The sequence below is a fragment of the Parafrankia discariae genome, from assembly GCF_000373365.1.
In the GTDB taxonomy this organism is placed as follows: Bacteria; Actinomycetota; Actinomycetes; order Frankiales; family Frankiaceae; genus Parafrankia; species Parafrankia discariae.
In genome coordinates this window covers 39995-58921 of record NZ_KB891285.1, presented here as the reverse complement: position 1 = coordinate 58921, position 18927 = coordinate 39995, and the positions used below count along the sequence as shown (strand labels likewise).

General features: G+C 72.6%; 14 protein-coding genes and 1 riboswitch. Of the genes, 9 read left to right on the top strand and 5 right to left on the bottom strand.

Annotated features, from left to right (window positions below):
• Positions 1-26: 26 nt before the first annotated feature.
• The 5 genes from B056_RS0133450 to B056_RS0133425 all read right to left on the bottom strand — a co-directional run bounded on the left by B056_RS0133450 (position 27) and on the right by B056_RS0133425 (position 6091).
• Positions 27-1118 carry a nucleotidyltransferase domain-containing protein gene (locus B056_RS0133450; protein WP_026240454.1) on the bottom strand — a complete coding sequence of 364 codons (1092 nt, stop codon included), beginning with the start codon at positions 1116-1118 and terminating at the stop codon, positions 27-29.
• A gap of 662 nt (positions 1119-1780) precedes the next feature.
• Positions 1781-2344, bottom strand: coding sequence for a GNAT family N-acetyltransferase (locus B056_RS0133445; protein ID WP_018506195.1), 564 nt, complete (start codon positions 2342-2344; stop codon positions 1781-1783).
• Positions 2337-3443: an NAD-dependent epimerase/dehydratase family protein gene (locus B056_RS0133440; protein ID WP_026240453.1), complete on the bottom strand. Its 1107-nt coding sequence runs from the start codon at positions 3441-3443 to the stop codon at positions 2337-2339. Before B056_RS0133440 ends, B056_RS0133445 begins: the two co-directional genes overlap by 8 nt.
• Before the next feature lie 348 nt (positions 3444-3791).
• Positions 3792-5021, bottom strand: coding sequence for a CAP domain-containing protein (locus B056_RS0133435; protein WP_230203314.1), 1230 nt, complete (start codon positions 5019-5021; stop codon positions 3792-3794).
• Positions 5022-5473: 452 nt separating this feature from the next.
• On the bottom strand, positions 5474-6091 hold the full coding sequence (locus B056_RS0133425; protein WP_018506191.1) for a DedA family protein: 618 nt from the start codon (positions 6089-6091) through the stop codon (positions 5474-5476).
• 266 nt (positions 6092-6357) lie between these two features.
• Here B056_RS0133425 and fbaA point away from each other — a divergent pair, with 266 nt between their 5' ends.
• The 9 genes from fbaA (at position 6358) to purB (ending at position 18902) form a co-directional block, all read left to right on the top strand.
• Positions 6358-7392, top strand: coding sequence for a class II fructose-bisphosphate aldolase (gene fbaA / locus B056_RS0133420; protein ID WP_018506190.1), 1035 nt, complete (start codon positions 6358-6360; stop codon positions 7390-7392).
• Between the two features lie 1254 nt (positions 7393-8646).
• Positions 8647-8866, top strand: a riboswitch (cyclic di-AMP (ydaO/yuaA leader).
• A gap of 5 nt (positions 8867-8871) precedes the next feature.
• A complete protein-coding gene (locus B056_RS0133415; protein ID WP_018506189.1) occupies positions 8872-9555 on the top strand; it encodes a transglycosylase family protein in 684 nt (227 codons plus the stop codon).
• A gap of 1312 nt (positions 9556-10867) precedes the next feature.
• Positions 10868-11611, top strand: a complete 744-nt coding sequence (locus B056_RS0133410; RefSeq protein ID WP_018506188.1) for a transglycosylase family protein — start codon at positions 10868-10870, stop codon at positions 11609-11611.
• 717 nt (positions 11612-12328) lie between these two features.
• Entirely contained in the window at positions 12329-12757 is a 429-nt protein-coding gene (locus B056_RS0133405; RefSeq protein ID WP_026240451.1) for a DUF3151 domain-containing protein, read from the top strand.
• 88 nt (positions 12758-12845) lie between these two features.
• The gene (locus tag B056_RS0133400; RefSeq protein WP_018506186.1) at positions 12846-14129 is read left to right on the top strand and encodes an adenylosuccinate synthase; all 1284 of its coding nucleotides are present in this window, start codon (positions 12846-12848) and stop codon (positions 14127-14129) included.
• Between the two features lie 122 nt (positions 14130-14251).
• On the top strand, positions 14252-15226 hold the full coding sequence (locus B056_RS0133395) for a hypothetical protein (RefSeq protein ID WP_026240450.1): 975 nt from the start codon (positions 14252-14254) through the stop codon (positions 15224-15226).
• A gap of 471 nt (positions 15227-15697) precedes the next feature.
• A complete protein-coding gene (gene purD / locus B056_RS0133385; protein WP_018506183.1) occupies positions 15698-17038 on the top strand; it encodes a phosphoribosylamine--glycine ligase in 1341 nt (446 codons plus the stop codon).
• Positions 17035-17598: a 5-(carboxyamino)imidazole ribonucleotide mutase gene (purE, locus tag B056_RS0133380; RefSeq protein ID WP_026240449.1), complete on the top strand. Its 564-nt coding sequence runs from the start codon at positions 17035-17037 to the stop codon at positions 17596-17598. Before purD ends, purE begins: the two co-directional genes overlap by 4 nt.
• A complete protein-coding gene (purB, locus tag B056_RS0133375) occupies positions 17595-18902 on the top strand; it encodes an adenylosuccinate lyase (RefSeq protein ID WP_018506181.1) in 1308 nt (435 codons plus the stop codon). The genes purE and purB overlap by 4 nt, the downstream gene beginning before the upstream one ends.
• The last annotated feature ends 25 nt before the right edge of the window (positions 18903-18927 follow it).

The window sequence follows — 18927 nt, the reverse complement described above, 5'->3', positions numbered from 1 at the left end:
CGGCCGAGCGAGCGGGCGGGCCGGCGTCAGCCGAAGGTCGGGAACTCCGGGCCGAAGACGGTGCCCCACAGGCTCACGGCCTCCTCGTGGTCCCCGGCGCGCTCGGCCGCGACCGCCTTGGCCGAGTAGACACGCGCCTGGCGGACGACGGCGCCAAGATCTTCGAGGTCGTCCCGGCGAAGGTAACTGGACAGGTCACCGCGGATGTCGGACGGATCGCCGACGGCGAGGCCGACCTCGTCCATGTACCGGAACACCTCGGCGAGGCCCTGGCGCGTGTTGAGCCCGCGGCCCGCGAGCACCTGCCCGGCGAGCGCCTCGATGTGGAACGAGCGCAGGTGGCTGCCGCACACCCGGTTCCAGGCCTTGAGCAGCCGGACCGCCGAGATCACCCGGGGGCCGAGGTCCATCGTCCAGCTCGCGTGCCGCTCCGGGCGGGTCGGCAGCCAGCCGCCCACCCGGTCCGGGATGACGTAGCCGGCGCGGGGGTGGTCGAAGGCCGGCACGAGGTGGACGTCCGGCGCGGCGTCGTAGACGATGCGCAGCGCCTGGCCGCGGGTGCCGATCGTCTGCACCCGGTCGCCGCCGATGGCGTTGCGGACGCAGACGAGCAGGTCGCGGGAATCCCACCGGAAGCGCTTCCACGCGCTGTTCGCCGCGCTGAAGACCACGAAGATGTCCACCTCGTCGAGGGGACGGATCATCGTGTCACGCCCGGCGGACCCGATCGTGGCCACGCCCACCAGGGGCAGCGCGCAGCGCGGCGGGAAGATCGACCGCAGCGCCCGCTCCGCCTCGGCCCGCCGGTCGTCGATCACCGCGCGGTCGTCGTCGCCGAGTCGGACCAGGTCGTCCAGCTTGGCGAAGGCGCGGGCGGTCGTGCCGACCAGCAGCGGACCGGTCATCGGACCGGTCATCGGGTTGATCGGGGACGCACCGGTCACCGCGGGCCCGGGCGGCGGTGCCATCGCCTGCTCGCTTGCGGGGAACAGCGTGTTCGGCTCCCCCGGCGCGGACCCGGCCGGCCGCCGCCAGTGCGGCGGAATGATCAGATGGTCGTACGTGACCTCACTCGACCGTGTTCCGGTGGGAACTTCCCGACGGGCATCCACGCTCATCGTGCAGACCTCCCAGGGCGCAGGTGACGCCGAACGTGCGGGCTCCCTCCCCATTGCGACGCGCCGCCCGCGGCCCGTCGCAGATGCCCTCGCCGGGCCGGGCTCACCGGCTACCGGTTGCGACATCGGTTCCTATGGTGCCCCAGGACGTCACGATCTGAACAGGGGGCCGGAGTGTCGGCGTGTCCGGCCCGGCCGCGCCGTCTCACCGAACCATGAAAAACCCGTGTCGGATAGCCGACACCCCGGCCTCGGGGGGTCCTCAGGAATACCACCCTCAGGCGGTGAGGAGAAGAGGGTGACCTGGGCCGATGGCACATTCGGGCGATCGGCCGCTGGACAGCGGGCGCCTGGAGCGTCCGCGCCCGGGGCCGGGCCACCGGCTCGCGGCGCGGCACGGGCCGACGTTCGGGCCACCCGACACGCCGACGATGTTAACTCTAAGTAACAGTGTCTGCCGGGTCACCCGGCGATCGTCAGACCACTGCCAGGCCATCCAGGCCGCCCTGACCCCGGCTCGGCCATTCTTGACATACCCCCACCGCCAGGTCATCCACGGCATAAAGCCGCTTGACCTGCCATCCGCGACATCCGGGACGGCCGGTCGGCAGGGTCGCCGGCGGGGTCAGCAGGGCGGCGGGCGGATCCACAGCCGACGGCGTTCAGCAGGGCGGCGGGCGGATCCACAGCCGACGGCGTTCAGTGAGCAGCACACCCGTGGGCACGAACGCGGTCGACTGGGCGAGCCGCTTCGCGGCGGTGTCCCCGACGCGAACCCTCGTCCCGACCAGGACCCCGCGGTACTCCAGCCAGCTCGCGACGGCCCGGACGGCCTCCGCGGCGTAACCGTCACGTCGGTGGGCGGCGCTCACCCGGACGCCGACCGCGGCCTGGGCGCCGTGCGCGTCGGCGGCGAGCAGGCCGAGCGCCGTGCCGTCATCCGCGCGCAGCACCCAGGTCAGGATCCCCCGGCCGGCACCGACCCGGCGCCGCAGCTCCCGGCGCACACCCGTGGGATCCGTGGCGACGGCGCCACCGGCGACGGGGTCGGCCGGCGTGGAGTCGACCGCCCCGCCGAACAGCTCGCCGGCCGCCAGCCGGACCGGCGTGCCACGGTTGGCGGCGACCATCGCCTGCGCGAGTTCCTCGGCGACGAACCCGGCGTTCCAGACGGTCAGGGGGAGTGCGCGCAGCCGCGCGGTGGTGAGGGTTGGCCCCTCACCCACGGCGGGCCGGCTCCGGGACCCCCAGCAGGCCCCGGTCGCGCAGCCAGGAACCCGTCCGTCGCATGCCCTCGTCGAGGTCGACCTCGCCCCGCCAGCCGACGAGCGCGGCGATCCGGTCCCCGGAGACCGTGCCGCGCCTGGTGACGTCCTGGATCGTCAACGGGCCGAGGTCGACCCGGACCCGCGGGTCCACGTTGGCCATGAGGGCCGCGCCGATCCCACGCAGCAGGCCCGGACGGCCGCCCGTGGACGCCGGCTGCCGGCTCGGCAGCCGGTCGACGGCGTCGACGACCTCGCACAGCCGGGCCGGGACGGACCGGGGTGCCCGCACCTGCGCCAGCGTGGCGTAACGGCCGAAGAAGTCGGCCCCCGTGGCCGGGCCCGGCCCGGTCACGTGCAGCACCTGGCCGGTCACCGCCTCGGCGGGGGCGGCCGCGACGGCCAGCACCGCGCTCACCACGTCGTCGACGTGGACGGGGTTCAGCAGGCCGCGCCCGCCGTCGACGAGGACGAACCTGCCGGCCCGCATCAGCAGCACGGGCCACAGCGTCCAGCGGCCGGCGCGCGGCCCGTAGGCGTCGGCGATCCGCAGCACGGTGACGGGGGCGCCGTGGGCGGCGGCCGCGCTGACGGTCTGCTCGGCGGCGGCGATCGCGTCGGCTCGCGGCTCGCCGGTGAGACCCACCGGCGCGGACTCGTCGGCCGCGTCCGGCGCGTCGCCACCGAGCGCGCTCACGCAGGACAGGTGGACCACGCGGCGGACACCGGCGCGCTGCGCCGCGTCGAGCACCGTCGCGGTCCCGCCGAGCAGCACCTTGCGCATCTGCGCGGTGGTGATGCCGCTGGGCGGGGTCGCCCGGCCGGCCCGCACCGGCGCCAGCTCCCCGACGCCGCCCATGCCCACGGCGGCGGCGTGCACCAGCAGGTCGGCGCCCTCGAGCGCCTTCTCCCAGCTCCCGGACGTCGTGACGTCGGCCAGGGTGACACCCGGCGCGCGCCGCACATCGAGCGCGACGACCTCGTCACCGCGCCGGCGGAGCTCATGCGCCACGGCACCGCCGAGGAATCCGGCCGCGCCGGTGACCACCGACCGCACCACGCTCGCCCTCCCTCACCCGCTTCCCGGCCAGCCGGCCGGCGCCGACCTACGTGCGCCGGCGGCTGATTACCCGACACCGGCCCGTTCCGGACCAGAGGATACGTGATCTTTTGGTGTCCGCCCGGCCAGCGGAGTCGACCGGCCTGAGCATGATGGCGAGCGATAGTACCGGGCCAGGTCGCGACGCCCGGTTCCGGGCCCGGCCGGGCCGGGCCGGACCGCTCGCCGGCTCACCGTCCGGAACACCCTCCGGAGCGGTTTCGAGCCGGTTTCGAGCCGCCACTCGAAAGCCACGGGAAAGGGGAGACGAAAGACCACCGGCAGGAATGGGCCGCCCGGTTGACGCTGCTATGGCGAGCCGAAATCCTGGACCCAGTAGGTACCGTAGTCACCCCCGGTGGCGAAACCGACACCGATCTGGCTGAGCGAACAGTTCAGGATGTTCGCCCGGTGGCCGGGGCTCGCCATCCAGTCCGCGACCACGGCGGCCGGGGTCCGCTGGCCGGCCGCGATGTTCTCCGCGGCCACCGAGAAGACGTAGCCCGCCGCCGTGATCCGGTCGAAGGGCGACCGGCCGTCCCGGCCGGTGTGGTCGAAGTAGTTCCGGGCCGCCATGTCGGCGCCGTGCTCCGCGGCCGAAGCGGCCAGGCGGGCGTCGACCGTGAGGGCCGGGCAGCCCGCGGCCGCGCGCTGGGTGTTGGTCCGCGTGACGACCTCCGCGATCAGCGCGGCGGTCGCCGCCGATCCGGCACCGCCACCCGTGCCGGTCGGGGTCCCGGCGAGCCGGGCGCCGGAGGCGACGGGGGCCGGAGCCGCCCCGGCCGCCGTGGCGCTGCCCCCCGGCTCGGAGCCGGACGGCGAACCGGCGCCCGTCGGCGAGCTGGCGCCCGACGACGAACCCACGCCCGATGGCGAGCTCGCGCCCGATGGCGAGCTCGCGCCCGATGGCGAGCTCGCGCCCGACAGCGCGCCGGGAGCGCCCGCGGACGCCCCGGCGCGGCCGGCCGGCGCGCCCCCGGCCGCGGCGTCGCCCTGCGCCGCCTGGTCCGCCGCGGACGGGGGCGGGTTCGCGACAGTGATCCGGCCACTGCGTACCAGCGGGGCGTGCGTCGCCCGGAAGATCACTTCGGACAGGGTGTAGTCGCCGTTCGGCAGCGGCCGGGTGTCGACGCTCGCCTCGAACGGCTCGCCCATCGCCCACCGGGTCACGTTCACCGGGCCCGAGAGCAGGTAGAGCACCCAGGGCTCGGCCGGCCCCGAGTCCGCGCCCGCGCCCGCGCCCGGTTGTCCGTCAGCGGCCATGATCGCGAGGAGCGCGGGGTCGGCCCGCAGCACCAGCACACCGCTCACCGACCCCCGATCGGCCGGCCACACCGGGTCGGCGGGCGACCCGCCGTATCCGGCCAGGGTGCTCCGCCCACTGCGCGACGCGCTGCCCGGCGGCGCCTCGGCGGCAACCGTGCCCGTGGTGTGGTCTTCCGTACCGGCGACGGACCCGTCCGCGATGACCCTGGCGGACCCGGAGAGACCACGGCCCGCCGCGCCCGGCGTCGGCGGGACCTCTCCCGAGGCCGCCACGAGCCCAAGCGTGACCAGCGTCAGCGCCACCAGTCCCGCGGCACCGCGGAACCGCCCCCCGGGCCCGGGCGCGGGCCGCCTTCGGTGCCGCCGGCCGCGGACGACGTCCGGCGCCGGACCCGCGGCACCAGGATGATCCATCCCGCGCGATCTGTGGCGCGCCGGCGGAGCGGGACGCGTACGCGGACCCGGTCGGGCATGCCGGTTCGGTCGCGCAAGCAGGCCCGGTCGCGCACGCGAGCCCGGACCGGGCAGCGTGGCCCGGTCACGTTCAGGACGCTCTGAGTGCATTCGGACCCTCTGTGTGATCGGCTTACCGGCCGCTCGCTCACCCGAAGAGACTAGCGATCTGTAGCCGTAGGGGTCCGGCCGGGCCAGGACGAACCCACCGACCAGGCGGCTAAATGGTCAGTCCGAGGTGGTTCCGTCGCTCGGGACGTCCCGGCGATCTCTCAGCGCGGGCTGGCCCCACCGGAGCCGTCCAGGCCCCGCGGCCGCGCGACCCGCCGGCGGAGCAGCTCACCCACCGCCCCGGCCGCCACGGAAACGACGATGACCACCAGCGCGATCCACAGTGCCGCGTCCCGCAGGCCCGGGATCGAGGCGGCTGCGTAGCCCAGCAGGGTCAGGCCGGTCCCCCAGATGACGGCGCCGGTGACCACGGCCACGCCGAACCGGTGCCGCGGCATGGAGACCGCGCCCGCCAGCACCGGGGCGAACGTCCGGGCCCAGGGGACGAACCTGGCCGCGACCAGGGTCACGGCGCCGAACCGGCGGTAGAACTCCTCGGTTCGACCGAGGGCCCGCGCGTGCCGGCGTTCCAGGTAGGGCCGGCCCAGATAGCTACCGGTGGCATAGCCCACCACGGCGCCGGCGCTGGCCACCACCGCCACACCGACCGCGACCACGACGATCGACACGTCCGCGGCTGGATCCGCGGCGACCAGGCCGGCGGCGAACAGGATGGTGTCCCCTGGAAGCCAGAAGCCGACCAGGATCCCGCTCTCCGCAAATATCACCGCGAAGAGGATGACGTAGAGGGTCATCCCGGAGAGGCTCTCGATGTCCACTCGGCCAGTCTGCCGGGCCGAGCGGGCGGGGTGGAGACATCCAGCCGCCTTTCGGCGATGTCGCGTGGAACCACACCCGTCCGAGGCGCGCGACGACATACCCTTCGGCCTACACCTGCCGTCGGCACGCGTCGGGCGCGACCGGACTCATGGGGCTCCAGGGATCCGGTGGCGGGTTCGGCGGCGCGGCCGGCGCCAAGGCCCGCGGGCGGTGTCGTGCCGCCAGCCGGCCGCGGCGCCCCTACACCTTTCGAGGAGTTCCACCGATGCCCATCGCCAGCCCAGACGTCTACGCCGAGATGCTCAGCCGGGCGAAGTCGAACGCCTACGCCTACCCCGCCATCAACGTGACCTCGTCGCAGACCCTCAATGCCGCGCTCCGGGGTTTCGCGGAAGCCGGCAGCGACGGAATCGTCCAGGTGTCGACCGGCGGCGCGGAGTTCCTCTCCGGAACGACCATCAAGAACATGGTGCTGGGCGCGGAAGCACTCGCCGAATACGCGCACCACGTCGCCAAGGCCTACCCGGTGAACATCGCGCTGCACACGGATCACTGCCCCGCCGACAAGCTGGACACCTACATCCGACCGCTGATCGCGATTTCGAGGGACCGGGTGGCGCAGGGCCGCGACCCGCTTTTCCAGTCCCACATGTGGGACGGCTCGGCGGTGGAGCTCGAGGAGAATCTCAAGATTGCCGACGAGCTGCTCGCCGACTGTCGCGCGGCGCGCATCGTGCTGGAAGTCGAAATCGGTGTCGTCGGCGGTGAGGAGGACGGCGTCGTCGGTGCCATCGACGAGAAGCTCTACACCACCCCCGGTGACATGTTCCGCACCGCCGAGGTTCTCGGCACCGGAGAAAAGGGCAGCTACATGCTGGCCGCGACCTTCGGCAACGTGCACGGCGTGTACAAGCCGGGGAACGTGAAGCTCCGGCCCTCGATCCTGCGCGAGGGTCAGCAGCACGTGGCCGAGAAGCTCGGCCTGCCCGCCGACGCGAAGCCGTTCAACCTGGTCTTCCACGGCGGCAGCGGGTCGGACCTCGCCGAGATCCGCGAAACACTCGACTACGGCGTCATCAAGATGAACGTGGACACCGACACCCAGTACGCGTTCACCCGGCCGATCGTCGACCACATGCTCCGCAACTACGACGGTGTCCTCAAGGTGGACGGTGAGGTCGGGAACAAGAAGGCCTACGACCCGCGCACCTACGGCAAGGCCGCCGAAACCGCCATGGCCGCCCGGGTCGCCCAGGCCTGTGACGACCTGCGGTCCGCCGGCCGGTCGATCGGGGTCTGACCCGCTCCGCCCGGTTCGAGGCCCGGCGGTCACCTGATCGGCTCTTCTCCCTCCCGGGGACATCTGTCCCCGGGAGTACTCCCATGTCGTGACTCCCCCGGCCGCCGCGCGCCCGAATGAGATTCCTCCAGGACAGGACGAGATCGCTCCGGGACAAGCAGTACCCGCCGGGCCACACACCGCCGGTCGGGCGGGCCGGCCGTCCCGGCGGGCCGAACCACCCGGGACGGCCGGCGCCCTTCGGACCTCCGACACCACCAGGAACGCGGAGCGACCAGAGGGACACGAGAAGCTATCTGCGACGCAGAGTGCCCAAACAAGCACCTGACGCCGACATGAGGACGGGGTGTGCTTCCTCCCCTCTTCATCCGAGGCGGAACCGCACCCGTCGAGGTGAGGCGTCGCCCGCCCGGCGAGGCCTCCTGAAGATCGTGCGGGCGGTCGGCGCCGTCTCGGCGGCCATATCCGTCCCGGACACCACGAAGCCCACGGTCCCCCCGAGCCTCTCACCGGTGACGGATCAGGTGGCACCTGCTGAGACCACACGTACGGACCCAGCGGCTCTCACCTCTGACACGGCACCCATGTGGGCTCCGACGTGTCTTAACGCGCCGCTCCGCGCACCGATCCGCCCAGGGGCGCGCGCCGGCCCGGATTCCCACCCGAAGAGGGCTACTTCGGGGCACGCGCAGAGGCACCAGACAGCCCACGCGATCGTCCGATCACGGGTGAGAGACACGCACGGACCCGGCTCAAACAAGATCAACCTCGGGGGCGAACGGGACGTACCGACCCGACCCCGCGGGACACCGCGACCCGACAACCGGTCACAGAAGCATCCCTACAAGTTAACTCATAGTTACGGTTAGGTTTCTCACACATCACGGCATCCGAGTCGGGATCGGCACGAGGATATGAATTTTCTAGCCGCTTGATGGCACCCTGGCCGGACGCGGGTAGCCTTCCCGCATATTCGGCTCGATTGCCGACAGCACACCCAACGGTAACGATCTTTCACCAGTGTGATTTGTCGGCACGAACCACCCTCCGCGACACGGTCACCAAGTTAATGAGCGCGCGTGCGCGCGCGCTACCAGCACCGTGATCAAACCTCAAGCAGCCAACGGACGGTGTGCTCTTTTTCACCTGAGGCATTCAGTGCTTGTCGTTCGGCCCGACGGCGTGGTTATGGTCTTCGCCGTGCCCGGAGACAGGCCGGGCACCCGACGGGTGGCACGCCGAATCCCTGCCCCCATCCGTTGGAAACAGAAACCCGATGGCAGGAGCGGGGGAACCAATACCCGGTCGCCGATTCTGGGGACCTTGGGGTGAAGCCGCTAACGCCGACGACACGAGGAGGAAAATTGTCCTCCGTTGCCGAAGGCACAGGATTTCCGGAGTTCCTGACTTGGCGGCCGGGCTTTTCCCTGCCCGAACCCGACAGCTCACCTCGCAGGCGTGGGGAAGGAAAACTCACGCATGTCCGACGCACGTACCAGTGGCCGACAACGCCGCAGCAGTACCCGCAGCCGGGCCCGCACTCTCGTCTCCGTCCCCGTCATCGCCGCGGCGGTCGGCGGTACACTCGCCCTGAGCCAACCGGCCAACGCCGCCACGACCTGGGAAGGTCTGCGGCAATGCGAGTCCGGCGGGAACTACACGACGAACACCGGTAACGGCTACTATGGCGCTTACCAGTTCTCGTCAGGCACCTGGCGCAGCCTCGGCTACTCGGGGCTGCCACACACGGCTCCGCCCGCCGTGCAGGACGCAGCGGCACTGCAACTCGCACTCCGTTCCGGGTTCGGCCAGTGGCCGGTCTGCGGGAGCGGAATGGGCTCCGACCAGCTCCTACCCGGGGCGTCGTCATCAGGCGCCGGCATCCAGGCGTCCAGGGCGGCCGAGCGCACCTCGCTGGTCGCCCAGCCCGTCGCCGCGGGCATCCCGGGCCTTACCCGGGCGTACACCGCGTCCATGGTCAATCAGGTCAGCGCCGAGGTCCGCGCCTGGCAGACCAAGATGAACTCCCTCGGCTACCCCCTCACGGCCGACGGCAGCTACGGACCACTGTCCGCGGCCGCGGCGCGTGACTTCCAGGCCGCACGCGGCCTCCTGGTGGACGGCGTCCTGGGTCCACAGACCTGGGCAGCCACCTTCGGCTGACCGACGCCGACCGGCGCACTCGGTCACCAGCCGGGCCGGCTGACGGCTACCGCCGCACGCGGCGACCGCTCCCCCCGCTGGCTGAACCGAACCACCGCACCCTCCTGACGGCGCCGCCCCGCGCCGCCGTCCGGTCACGGTGGCCTCCACGCCCCGGTCGAGCCCCCTTCGCAGGGCGTCCTTCCCCCGGATGAGGCATCCCACCCGCGCCCGTCGCGGTGAGCCATCCCCTCCATGGACTCAGGCCCTCGAACCGACGCCCGCGAATCATCCGTTCTCCACCTTCGCCCGGCCGGTGTCCGCGGCGATCCCACTCGCGGCTGACCACGTGCTGTCGCATCCGCGAGACCCCCACCAGCACGAGGTCGACATCCCGCCGCGACGGGTCCCCTCCGCGGAGGTTTCCGTCACCCGGTTCGTCGGCAGCGAAGAGCCGCCGTGCCAGGACCGCAGGACCCGCCCGCCCGGCGCGGACCCCGCCGGGCGGGCGGGGCGGTGCGTGGATCGCCCCAACGATCCGCGCGGCACGCGACCCACCGCCGACCCGGCCACGTCGAGCCCGCCGCACGATCTCCTCCGGCCCCGGCCGGAGGAGGAGCCGTCCACGCCGGTGATCCCGGCGGGCGGGCGTGTCCCCGCACAGAGCGGGACACGCCCGCCACGGACGGCCAGCCCGACCCGTCGCCCGCGCAGGACCTCCCTCCGCCGCGCCCCGTGCCCCCGGGCCACAACCCCTCAGCCGCCACTCGGCCATCAATCTCTAACTGGTTACCTTAAATACACAGAATGTAATTCTCTATAGAAAAACTACAAAAAAACTACTAACGTACTTTTGCGGAGCCGGCGGGACCCGACGGCACGCGGCCCGACCCACCCCGGCGGACGGCCGTCCCCGGCCTGGCGGTAGCGTTGTCCGACTCAGTGCTTCTCGTCACGATCGGCTACGTCACTCGGCAAACAGCCCATTCGGGTAGCTCCGATGTGGTCCTTTCGCATCCCCCACCGGCCGCCCGAATTTGCGCCGTCTAGCTAGATCTCGCTACAGTTCCGCCCACTCGCCTCCCCGGGCGAGGTCATGCGGACGGACGCCGAGTCCTGCCCCCGTCCTCATGGCCGGAACGAGCACGGACAACATCGGGCAGGAGCGGGGGACCCACCATCCGGACGCCCCCGGCGTCCTAGGGGTTAAGCCGGCGAGACATCCGGCCGGGAGCACCGATCCGCGAGGACGGGCTCCGGGCCAGCGGCGCCGGCCGGGCAACTTCCAGCCCGAACCCGACAGCTCACCCCGTAGGCGACGGGAAGGATTCTGATGCGATCGCATGATCGTGTTCCCGCCCGTTCCAATGGCCGTGGCGGAAGGCACCGAGCGACCCAGGGACCGTCCACCGCGACTCGGGTCCTGCGCACCACCGGCGCCGTCACGGCGCTGGTCGGCACCGGGCTCGCGGTGACCGCGGCTCCCGCGGGAGCGGCGACCGCCGACGACTTCGCGAAGCTCCGCAAGTGCGAGTCGGGCGGCAACTACGCCATCAACACCGGCAACGGCTTCTACGGTGCCTACCAGTTCGACCAGCGCACCTGGACGGGCCTGGGCTACCCCGGCCGACCCGACCAGGCTCCGCCCGCGATGCAGGACGAGGCCGCGTACAAGCTGTACGACAGCCGCGGCTGGTCACCCTGGCCCGGCTGCACCGGCAAGCTCGGCCTCACCCGGAACGGCCCCGCGCCGGAGTCGTCCGGTGCCGGCGGCGACGTGATCGCCCAGGCCCTGACACCGGCCGAGCCGCCCATGACCCTCGAGCGCGCCCGTTCGGAGGTCGCCGGCCGGTTCGGCGGCGAGGCACTGAACGTCGGTATGAGCGACGACGTGCGCGCGGACGCCTTCGTCTGGCAGGCGGAGATGCGCGACCGCAGGTTCGTCCTGACCGTCGACGGCAAGTTCGGCCCGGAATCGCAGGGGATCGCCGCGCTCTACTCGTACCTCACCCGGGTGAGCGACGGTCAGCCGGGCGTGGTCGGCCAGAACCTGTGGAGCGCCACGGTCAGTGGCTGACAGCGGCCGCCGACGTCGGCGGCCCCGACGGGCGCTGCGGCAACTGCCAACGCCGGTGACTGACGCCGCCGGCGACTGACAACACCGACAGCTGTCGCGCGCCCTGAGACGGCCGCCAGCGTCCTCGCTCCGTCGACACCGCCCCAGCGCGGCTGACAGCGCCGTCAGCCGGCTGGCGGCACGGCCGACGGCGCCCGCGCCCCCGCATCCGCACCTCGCGCCCAGCGGCTGACAGCGCCGTCAGCGGCTGGCGGCCGGGCCGGGCGCCGGGCACGGCATGGCCATACCCGGCGCAGCCTCCTGACACCGCCGTCGCCACCCGCCGAGACCGCGGATGGCGCCGGGCCAGCGGCGGCCGGGCGTCCCCCGTAGGCCGGGCCCCGGATCCTCATGACCGTCTGGCAGGTCGGGCTATGCCTCGTTGGCACGAGGTTGCCCGAGGGCGCCGTGGTCCTGAACTGGTCCCGATCTCGCCTCCATGCCCGCGTCCTGGTCCGCCCGACCCTCGATTGCCAGCAAGCAGAAATCCGACGAACAACAGATCGACTACGGACGAAATCCGCCGACACAGAAGAAGTCGGATCGGTGCCGACGCGGCGCCGGTCGGATGCCGGTCGCGGGGGCGGTGCGGGGGCGGTGCGGGGGCGGTGCGGTATAGCGCCGGCGCGACGCCGACGGGCCGGCCGCCGTCAGGTGATGTTCAGGCAGGATGAGGTCATGACGACACCGCCCGCGAACCAGAACCTCCTGTCGGGCCCGCCGCCCACGCTGCTGCCCTCCGACGCGGTGGCCGCGGACGCGCTGCGCGCCGGCGACACGCCGGACTCGGTCGCCGCCCGGTTCCCGGCCATCAGCCTCGGCTGGGCGGCCCTCGCCGAGGGCGCGCTGAGCGCCGGGCGCCCGGTGGAGGCGTACGCCTACGCGCGGACCGGGTACCACCGGGGTCTGGACCAGCTCCGTCGGTCCGGTTGGAAGGGGCACGGGCCGGTCCCGTGGTCCCACGAGCCGAACCGCGGCTTCCTGCGCGCGCTGGCCGCGCTCTCCCGCGCCGCGGCCGCGATCAACGATGACGAGGAAGCGGCCCGGTGCCGGCAGTTCCTCACCGACAGCGACCCGGCCGCGGCCGCGGAACTCGGTCTCGCATAGCCCCCATCCGGCCACGCAACGCCGCCGCCGGCCCGCGAGGTCTGGCGGACGGACCACGACGGGCCCATATCCCTAGTAACCTCGCCCGGTGCCCGCACTAGTCCTCATCGGCGCCCAGTGGGGCGACGAGGGAAAAGGAAAGGCGACCGACCTCCTGGGCGGCGCCGTCGACTACGTCGTCCGCTACCAGGGTGGCAACAACGCGGGACACACGGTGGTGATCGGTGCGGAGAGTTACGCTCTGCACCTGATTCCGTCCGGTGTACTCCGCACCGACTGCGTTCCCGTGATCGGTAACGGCGTCGTGATCGACCCGGGTGTGCTGCTGGCCGAGATGGACGGCCTGCAGGCCCGCGGAGTCGACGTCTCCCGCCTGCTCATCAGCGCGGACGCCCATCTGATCATGCCGCACCACCGGGCCCTGGACCGGGTCACCGAGCGGTACCTGGGCAAGGCCCGGATCGGCACGACCGGCCGCGGCATCGGCCCCGCCTACGGGGACAAGGTCGCCCGCACCGGCATCCGGGTGCAGGACCTGCTCGACCCCGGCATCTTCCGGCAGAAGCTGGAGCTGGCCCTGCGGGAGAAGAACCAGGTCCTGACCAAGGTCTACAACCGGCGGCGCATCGAGGTCGACGAGGTCGTCGAGGAGTACGCCGCCTACGCCGAGCGGCTGACCCCGCACATCGCCGACACCGGCCTGCTCCTGGACACCGCCCTGCGCGAGGGCAAGGTGGTCCTCCTCGAGGGCTCGCAGGGCACCCTGCTCGACGTCGACCACGGCACGTATCCGTTCGTGACCTCCTCGAACCCGACCGCCGGCTACGCCGCGACCGGCGCCGGCATCGGCCCCACCCGCATCAACCGGGTGATCGGGATCATCAAGGCCTACACCACCCGGGTCGGCGCCGGCCCGTTCCCGACCGAGCTGGACGACAAGGTCGGCGAGGAACTGCGCCGCATCGGCGGAGAATTCGGGGTCACCACCGGTCGGGCCCGGCGCACCGGTTGGTTCGACGCGGTCATCGCGCGTTACGCGGTCCGGGTGAACGGCCTCACCGACCTTTTCCTCACCAAACTCGACGTGCTTTCCGGCTTCGACAAGGTGCCGGTCTGCGTGGGCTACGAGATCAACGGTCAGCGCACCGACGAGATGCCGATGACGCAGACGGAGTTCCACCACGCGAAGCCGGTCTACGTCGAGCTGCCCGGCTGGCACGAGGACATCTCGGGCATCACCCGGTTCGCCGATCTCCCCGAGGCCGCCCGGGCGTACGTGGCGACCATCGAGGAGATGGCGGGCGCCCCGGTGTCGGCGGTCGGGGTGGGCCCCGGCCGCGCCCAGACCCTGGTGATCAACGAACTGATCTGAACCCGGGAGCAGCCCCCTCCGGCACCGCCGCCCAGCGGGCCGGGGCGGGCCGGAGTTGCACTACGGAGCGTTACGGTTGACGCTTGACCGGTCACAGCAAGCGACGACCGGGGGTGGTGGCGATGGCGGGATACCCGTCGCAGGCCTCCTGGGACGACGAGCGCGCCGACGGCGCCGGCGCCGCGGACTCCGAGATCACGAACGAGACACTCGCCACCGCGCGACCCTCGACCGAGCTCGAGACGGCGACCGCGACGGCACCACGCCAGCCCGGCCCGGCGCACTGGTCACCCACCGTCCATCCGGACCATCCACTGCGCCACGGCATCGACCCCGCGACGTGGCCGGTCGGTTTCTCCCCGACCGGCGAGGCACTGCCGGAGACCCTGACCGACGTGCTCCTGCGCGGCAGTCACGCCATCCGCAGCTCGAAGCGCGCCGAGGCGCAGCGGCTCGAGCGGGCCGCGGCGATCGCCGACCACGTCCAGGCCCAGATCGAGGACTTCCTGGGCTTCTGCGCGGTCGAACAGCTCATCCCACCGGTCATCGTCCGCACGAACGGCCGCCGAGCCGAACGATCCCGGGACGACGTCCCCGCCTGGAACGGCACCCCACGGCTCAGGACGTCAACCACCGGACGCGCCGCCGGGCGGTCCGGCGAGGACGACTCCAGACGGGACCCCCACCAGGACGAGGACGACACGGACCCCGACACCACCGACCCGCTGGCCGCGGGCCGGCAGACCACCCACCCGCGGCCCGCCGGCCGGCACGCGCGTCGGTCGGGGACCGCGCCGGCGCGCCGCCGGCTCCTGCGCCGCGAGCGGCTGCACGCCTGGCCACTCCTCTACTGGCGCTGCGAGAGTTTTCCGGCGCCGGGCCGTTCCCTGCACCTGTTCGTCGAACCGGACGGACGCACCTTCGAGGGGCGCGACGACCCCGCCCCGCTGACGGTGCTCGGGCGCGAGGTGCAGGTGTGGCCTGTCGACGCACCGTCGATAGTCGAGGGCATGGCCGAGGTGGACGCCCGCCGCTGCGCCCTGCACCTGGTGCACGGAATGGCTCACATGCTCTGGCAGGCCGGCGTAGGCCTGTAACCACCGTCCCAAAGCCAAGCTCTTACACCCATCTGATCCCATCTCCGCCGCGCGGAGATGGGATCAGATGTGTGGCGATTCAGTGATCCCATCCGCTCAGTGAATCGCCACGCTTCATCGAAACGGAGCGACAGGGGCTTCCGGCGGCGGCCGGTCCGGCTTCCGGGTCCGGACCGCGCCGGCCCGGGGCCGAGGCCGACCGCCCCATGCCGACTCGGGCCGGCCGAAGTCCCGATCCTGCCTCCCGCCGGCGGGGCGACTCCGGGCAGGTGGAGGCGGCCGGGTGGAGGTGGCGGGGTCCCGCCGTGGTCTCTTCTTGCTGATGAGCAAGCGGACATTGCTGGCACCGGTCGATCCCCGGGACACTCGGGACGGCATCGCCGACAGGGCCACAAGGCAAAGGATGATCAACGTGCGCGCTAACCTGGACCCCGTGACTTCCGCGGCCGCCACCCCGGCCTCCCACGAACGGTGAAGGTCCTCGTCGTCGGATCCGGCGGGCGTGAGCACGCGCTGTGCCGCGCGCTGGCCCGGGATCCCAACGTCGGCTCACTCGTGTGCGCCCCGGGCAACGCGGGGACGGCGGAGCTGGCCGAGCCGCGGCCACTGCGCGTCGACGATCCGGACGCCGTGGCCGCCCTCGCCGAGTCGGTGGGCGCCGACCTGACGGTGATCGGCCCCGAGGTCCCGCTGGTCGCCGGGGCGGCCGACGAGATCAGGGCGCGCGGGCTGCGGGCGTTCGGCCCGTCCGCCGCGGCCGCGCGGCTGGAGGGCAGCAAGGCGTTCGCGAAGGAGATCATGCGGGCCGCGGGCGTCCCGACGGCCGATTCGCGGGATCACACCGAGATCTCCTCGGCGCTGGCCGATCTGGATGCCTTCGGCCCGCCGTACGTCGTGAAGTACGACGGTCTCGCCGCGGGCAAGGGCGTCACCGTGACCACCGACCGGGACACGGCCGTCGAGGCCGTCCGGGCGAGCCTGCGGGGCCCGGACGACCGGGTGGTGCTCGAGGAGTACCTCGACGGGCCGGAGGTCTCGCTGTTCGCGATCGTCACCGAGTCGGGCTCGGTGGTGCCGCTGCTGCCCGCCCAGGACCACAAGCGGGTCGGCGACGGCGACACCGGCCCGAACACCGGCGGGATGGGGGCCTACACCCCGCTGCCGTGGGCGCCGCGGAACCTGACCGCCGAGGTGGTCCGCACGGTGATCCAACCGACGGTGGACGAGATGGCCCGCCGGGGGACCCCGTTCTCCGGCCTGTTGTACGCCGGCCTGGCGCTGACGTCCCGTGGCCTTCGCGTGGTCGAGTTCAACGTTCGGTTCGGTGACCCCGAGGTGCAGGCGATCCTGGCCCTGCTGAACACGCCGCTGACCGACGTGCTTTCCGGCCGGCGGGCGCCGGTGTGGCGGTCGGGGGCCGCGATCACCGTGGTCGTCGCCGCCGCCGGCTACCCGACCAGCCCGCGGCTGGGTGATCCGATCCGTGGTCTGGCCGCGGCCGGCGCGCTGGCGGGTGTGGACGTGCTCCACGCCGGGACCCGCCGGGACGAGCAGGGGCAGGTCGTCGCGTCGGGTGGCAGGGTGCTGTCCGTCACGGCCATCGGCTCGAACCTCGAGTCCGCGCGAGGATCGGCGTACGAGGCCATCAGCCGCATCTCGCTGGACGGTGCCCACTACCGCACCGACATCGGGGACCCGTCCCGGATGCGCGGCGCGGTGGGCGTCCCCCTGGCCGGTTCGGGGACGGGTGACCTTCACGAGTCGCGGGACCAGCAGGACAGATCGCGTGACCAGCAGGACAAAAAGGAGTGAGCGTGTCGCAGGGCAAGTCGTCACAGGGCAATGGAGCAACGAGCGGCTCGGCGGATCCGCGGGTGGCGATCGTCTACGGATCCCCGTCGGACACCCAGACCATGAGCAAGGCCGGCGCCACCCTGGAGCGCTTCGGGGTCGCCTACGAGGAGGTCTCCCTCTCCGCGCACCGCGCCCCGCGCACCCTCGCGGAGTACGTCGGGAAGCTGCGCGCGCGGGAGATCCAGGTGGTGATCGCCGGCGCCGGGCTCGCCGCCGCGCTGCCGGGCGCCGTCGCGGCCCTGACGACCCTGCCGGTCATCGGCGTGCCGATCTCCGGCGGCGCGCTGGACGGCATGGACTCCATGCTCGCCATCGCGCAGATGCCGCCCGGGGTGCCGGTGGCGACCGTCGGGCTGAACAACTCGACGAACGCCGCGATCCTCGCGATCCAGATCCTGGCGCTGGCCGACCCGGATCTCGGCCTGAAGCTCGCCACGTTCAAGGACGAGTTCGAGCAGGCCGCGGCCGACTCCCTCGCCGACGTCGCGGCGGCGGCGACCGCGGCGGCACGCCCATGATCGGTCGCTACACGCTGCCCGACATGGGTCGAGTGTGGTCCGAGGCGAACAAGTACGAGCTGTGGTGCAAGGTCGAGGTCCTGGTCATGGAGGCGCACGCGGCGGCCGGGCGCGTCCCGGCCGACGCGGTGGGCCCGGTGCGCGCCGCGCCGGCCCCGACGCCGGAGGCCGTCGCCGAGATCGAGGCCGTCACCCAGCACGACGTGATCGCCTTCCTGAGTGCCTGGGCCGACCAGACCGAGCCGCGTTCGGCCGCCGCCTACGTGCACTTCGGCATGACCTCGTCGGACCTGCTCGACACCGCGCTCGCCTGCCAGCTCGTCGAGGCCACCGACCTGCTGCTCGCCCGTGCCGACCGGCTGGTCGCCGCGCTGCGCGACCTCGGGTTGGCGCACCGCGCGACCCTGCGGGTCGGTCGCACGCACGGCATCCACGGCGAGCCGACGGTCTTCGGCCACCGCGTCGCCGACCTGGCGTTCGGGATGGCCCGCTGCCGGGACCGGCTGCGCGCGGCACGGGCGGACGTCGGCGTCGCGAAGATCTCGGGCGCCGTCGGCACCTACTCGAACATCGACACCGACGTGGAGGGCTACGTCGCGGACAAGCTCGGCCTAATCCCCGCGCCGGTCGCGACACAGGTCGTCCTGCGGGACGGGATCGCCTCCTGGGTCGCGGCCCTCGCCGGCCTGGCGACGGTCTGCGAGGCGGTCGCCCTCGAGGTGCGGCACGGTCAGCGCACGGAGGTCCGGGAGCTCTCCGAGCCGTTCGGATCGGGCCAGAAGGGCTCGTCCGCGATGCCACACAAGAAGAACCCGATCATGTCGGAGCGCATCGCCGGGATCGCCCGGATCGTCCGGGCACAGTACGTGCCCGTCCTCGAGGGTGTCCCGCTGTGGCATGAGCGGGACATCTCGCACTCCTCCACCGAGCGGATCGCCCTGCCGGACGCCGCCTGCGGCGTGGACTACCTGCTGCACCTCACCACCCGGCTCGTCGACGGTCTCGTCGTCGACCGGGAACGGATGCGGGCGAACCTCGACGCCACCGGTGGGCTCGTCTACACCTCGGCGGTACTGCTGGAACTGGTGGAAACCGGGCTGTCACGCGAGGACGCCTACGCCGTCACCCAGGCCGCGGCCATGGAGACGTGGCAGACGGGCGTCCCCTTCCGCGAGACGCTGCGCAAGCACGCGGGCGACCGTGGCCTGCCGCTCGACGAGGCCCGCCTGGACGAGGTCAGCCGACCGGAACGCTACGTCGAGCGGCTCACCCCGGTCTTCGACCGGCTGGCCGCGCTGAGCTAGCTGTAGCTGGCTGAGCAAGACGAAG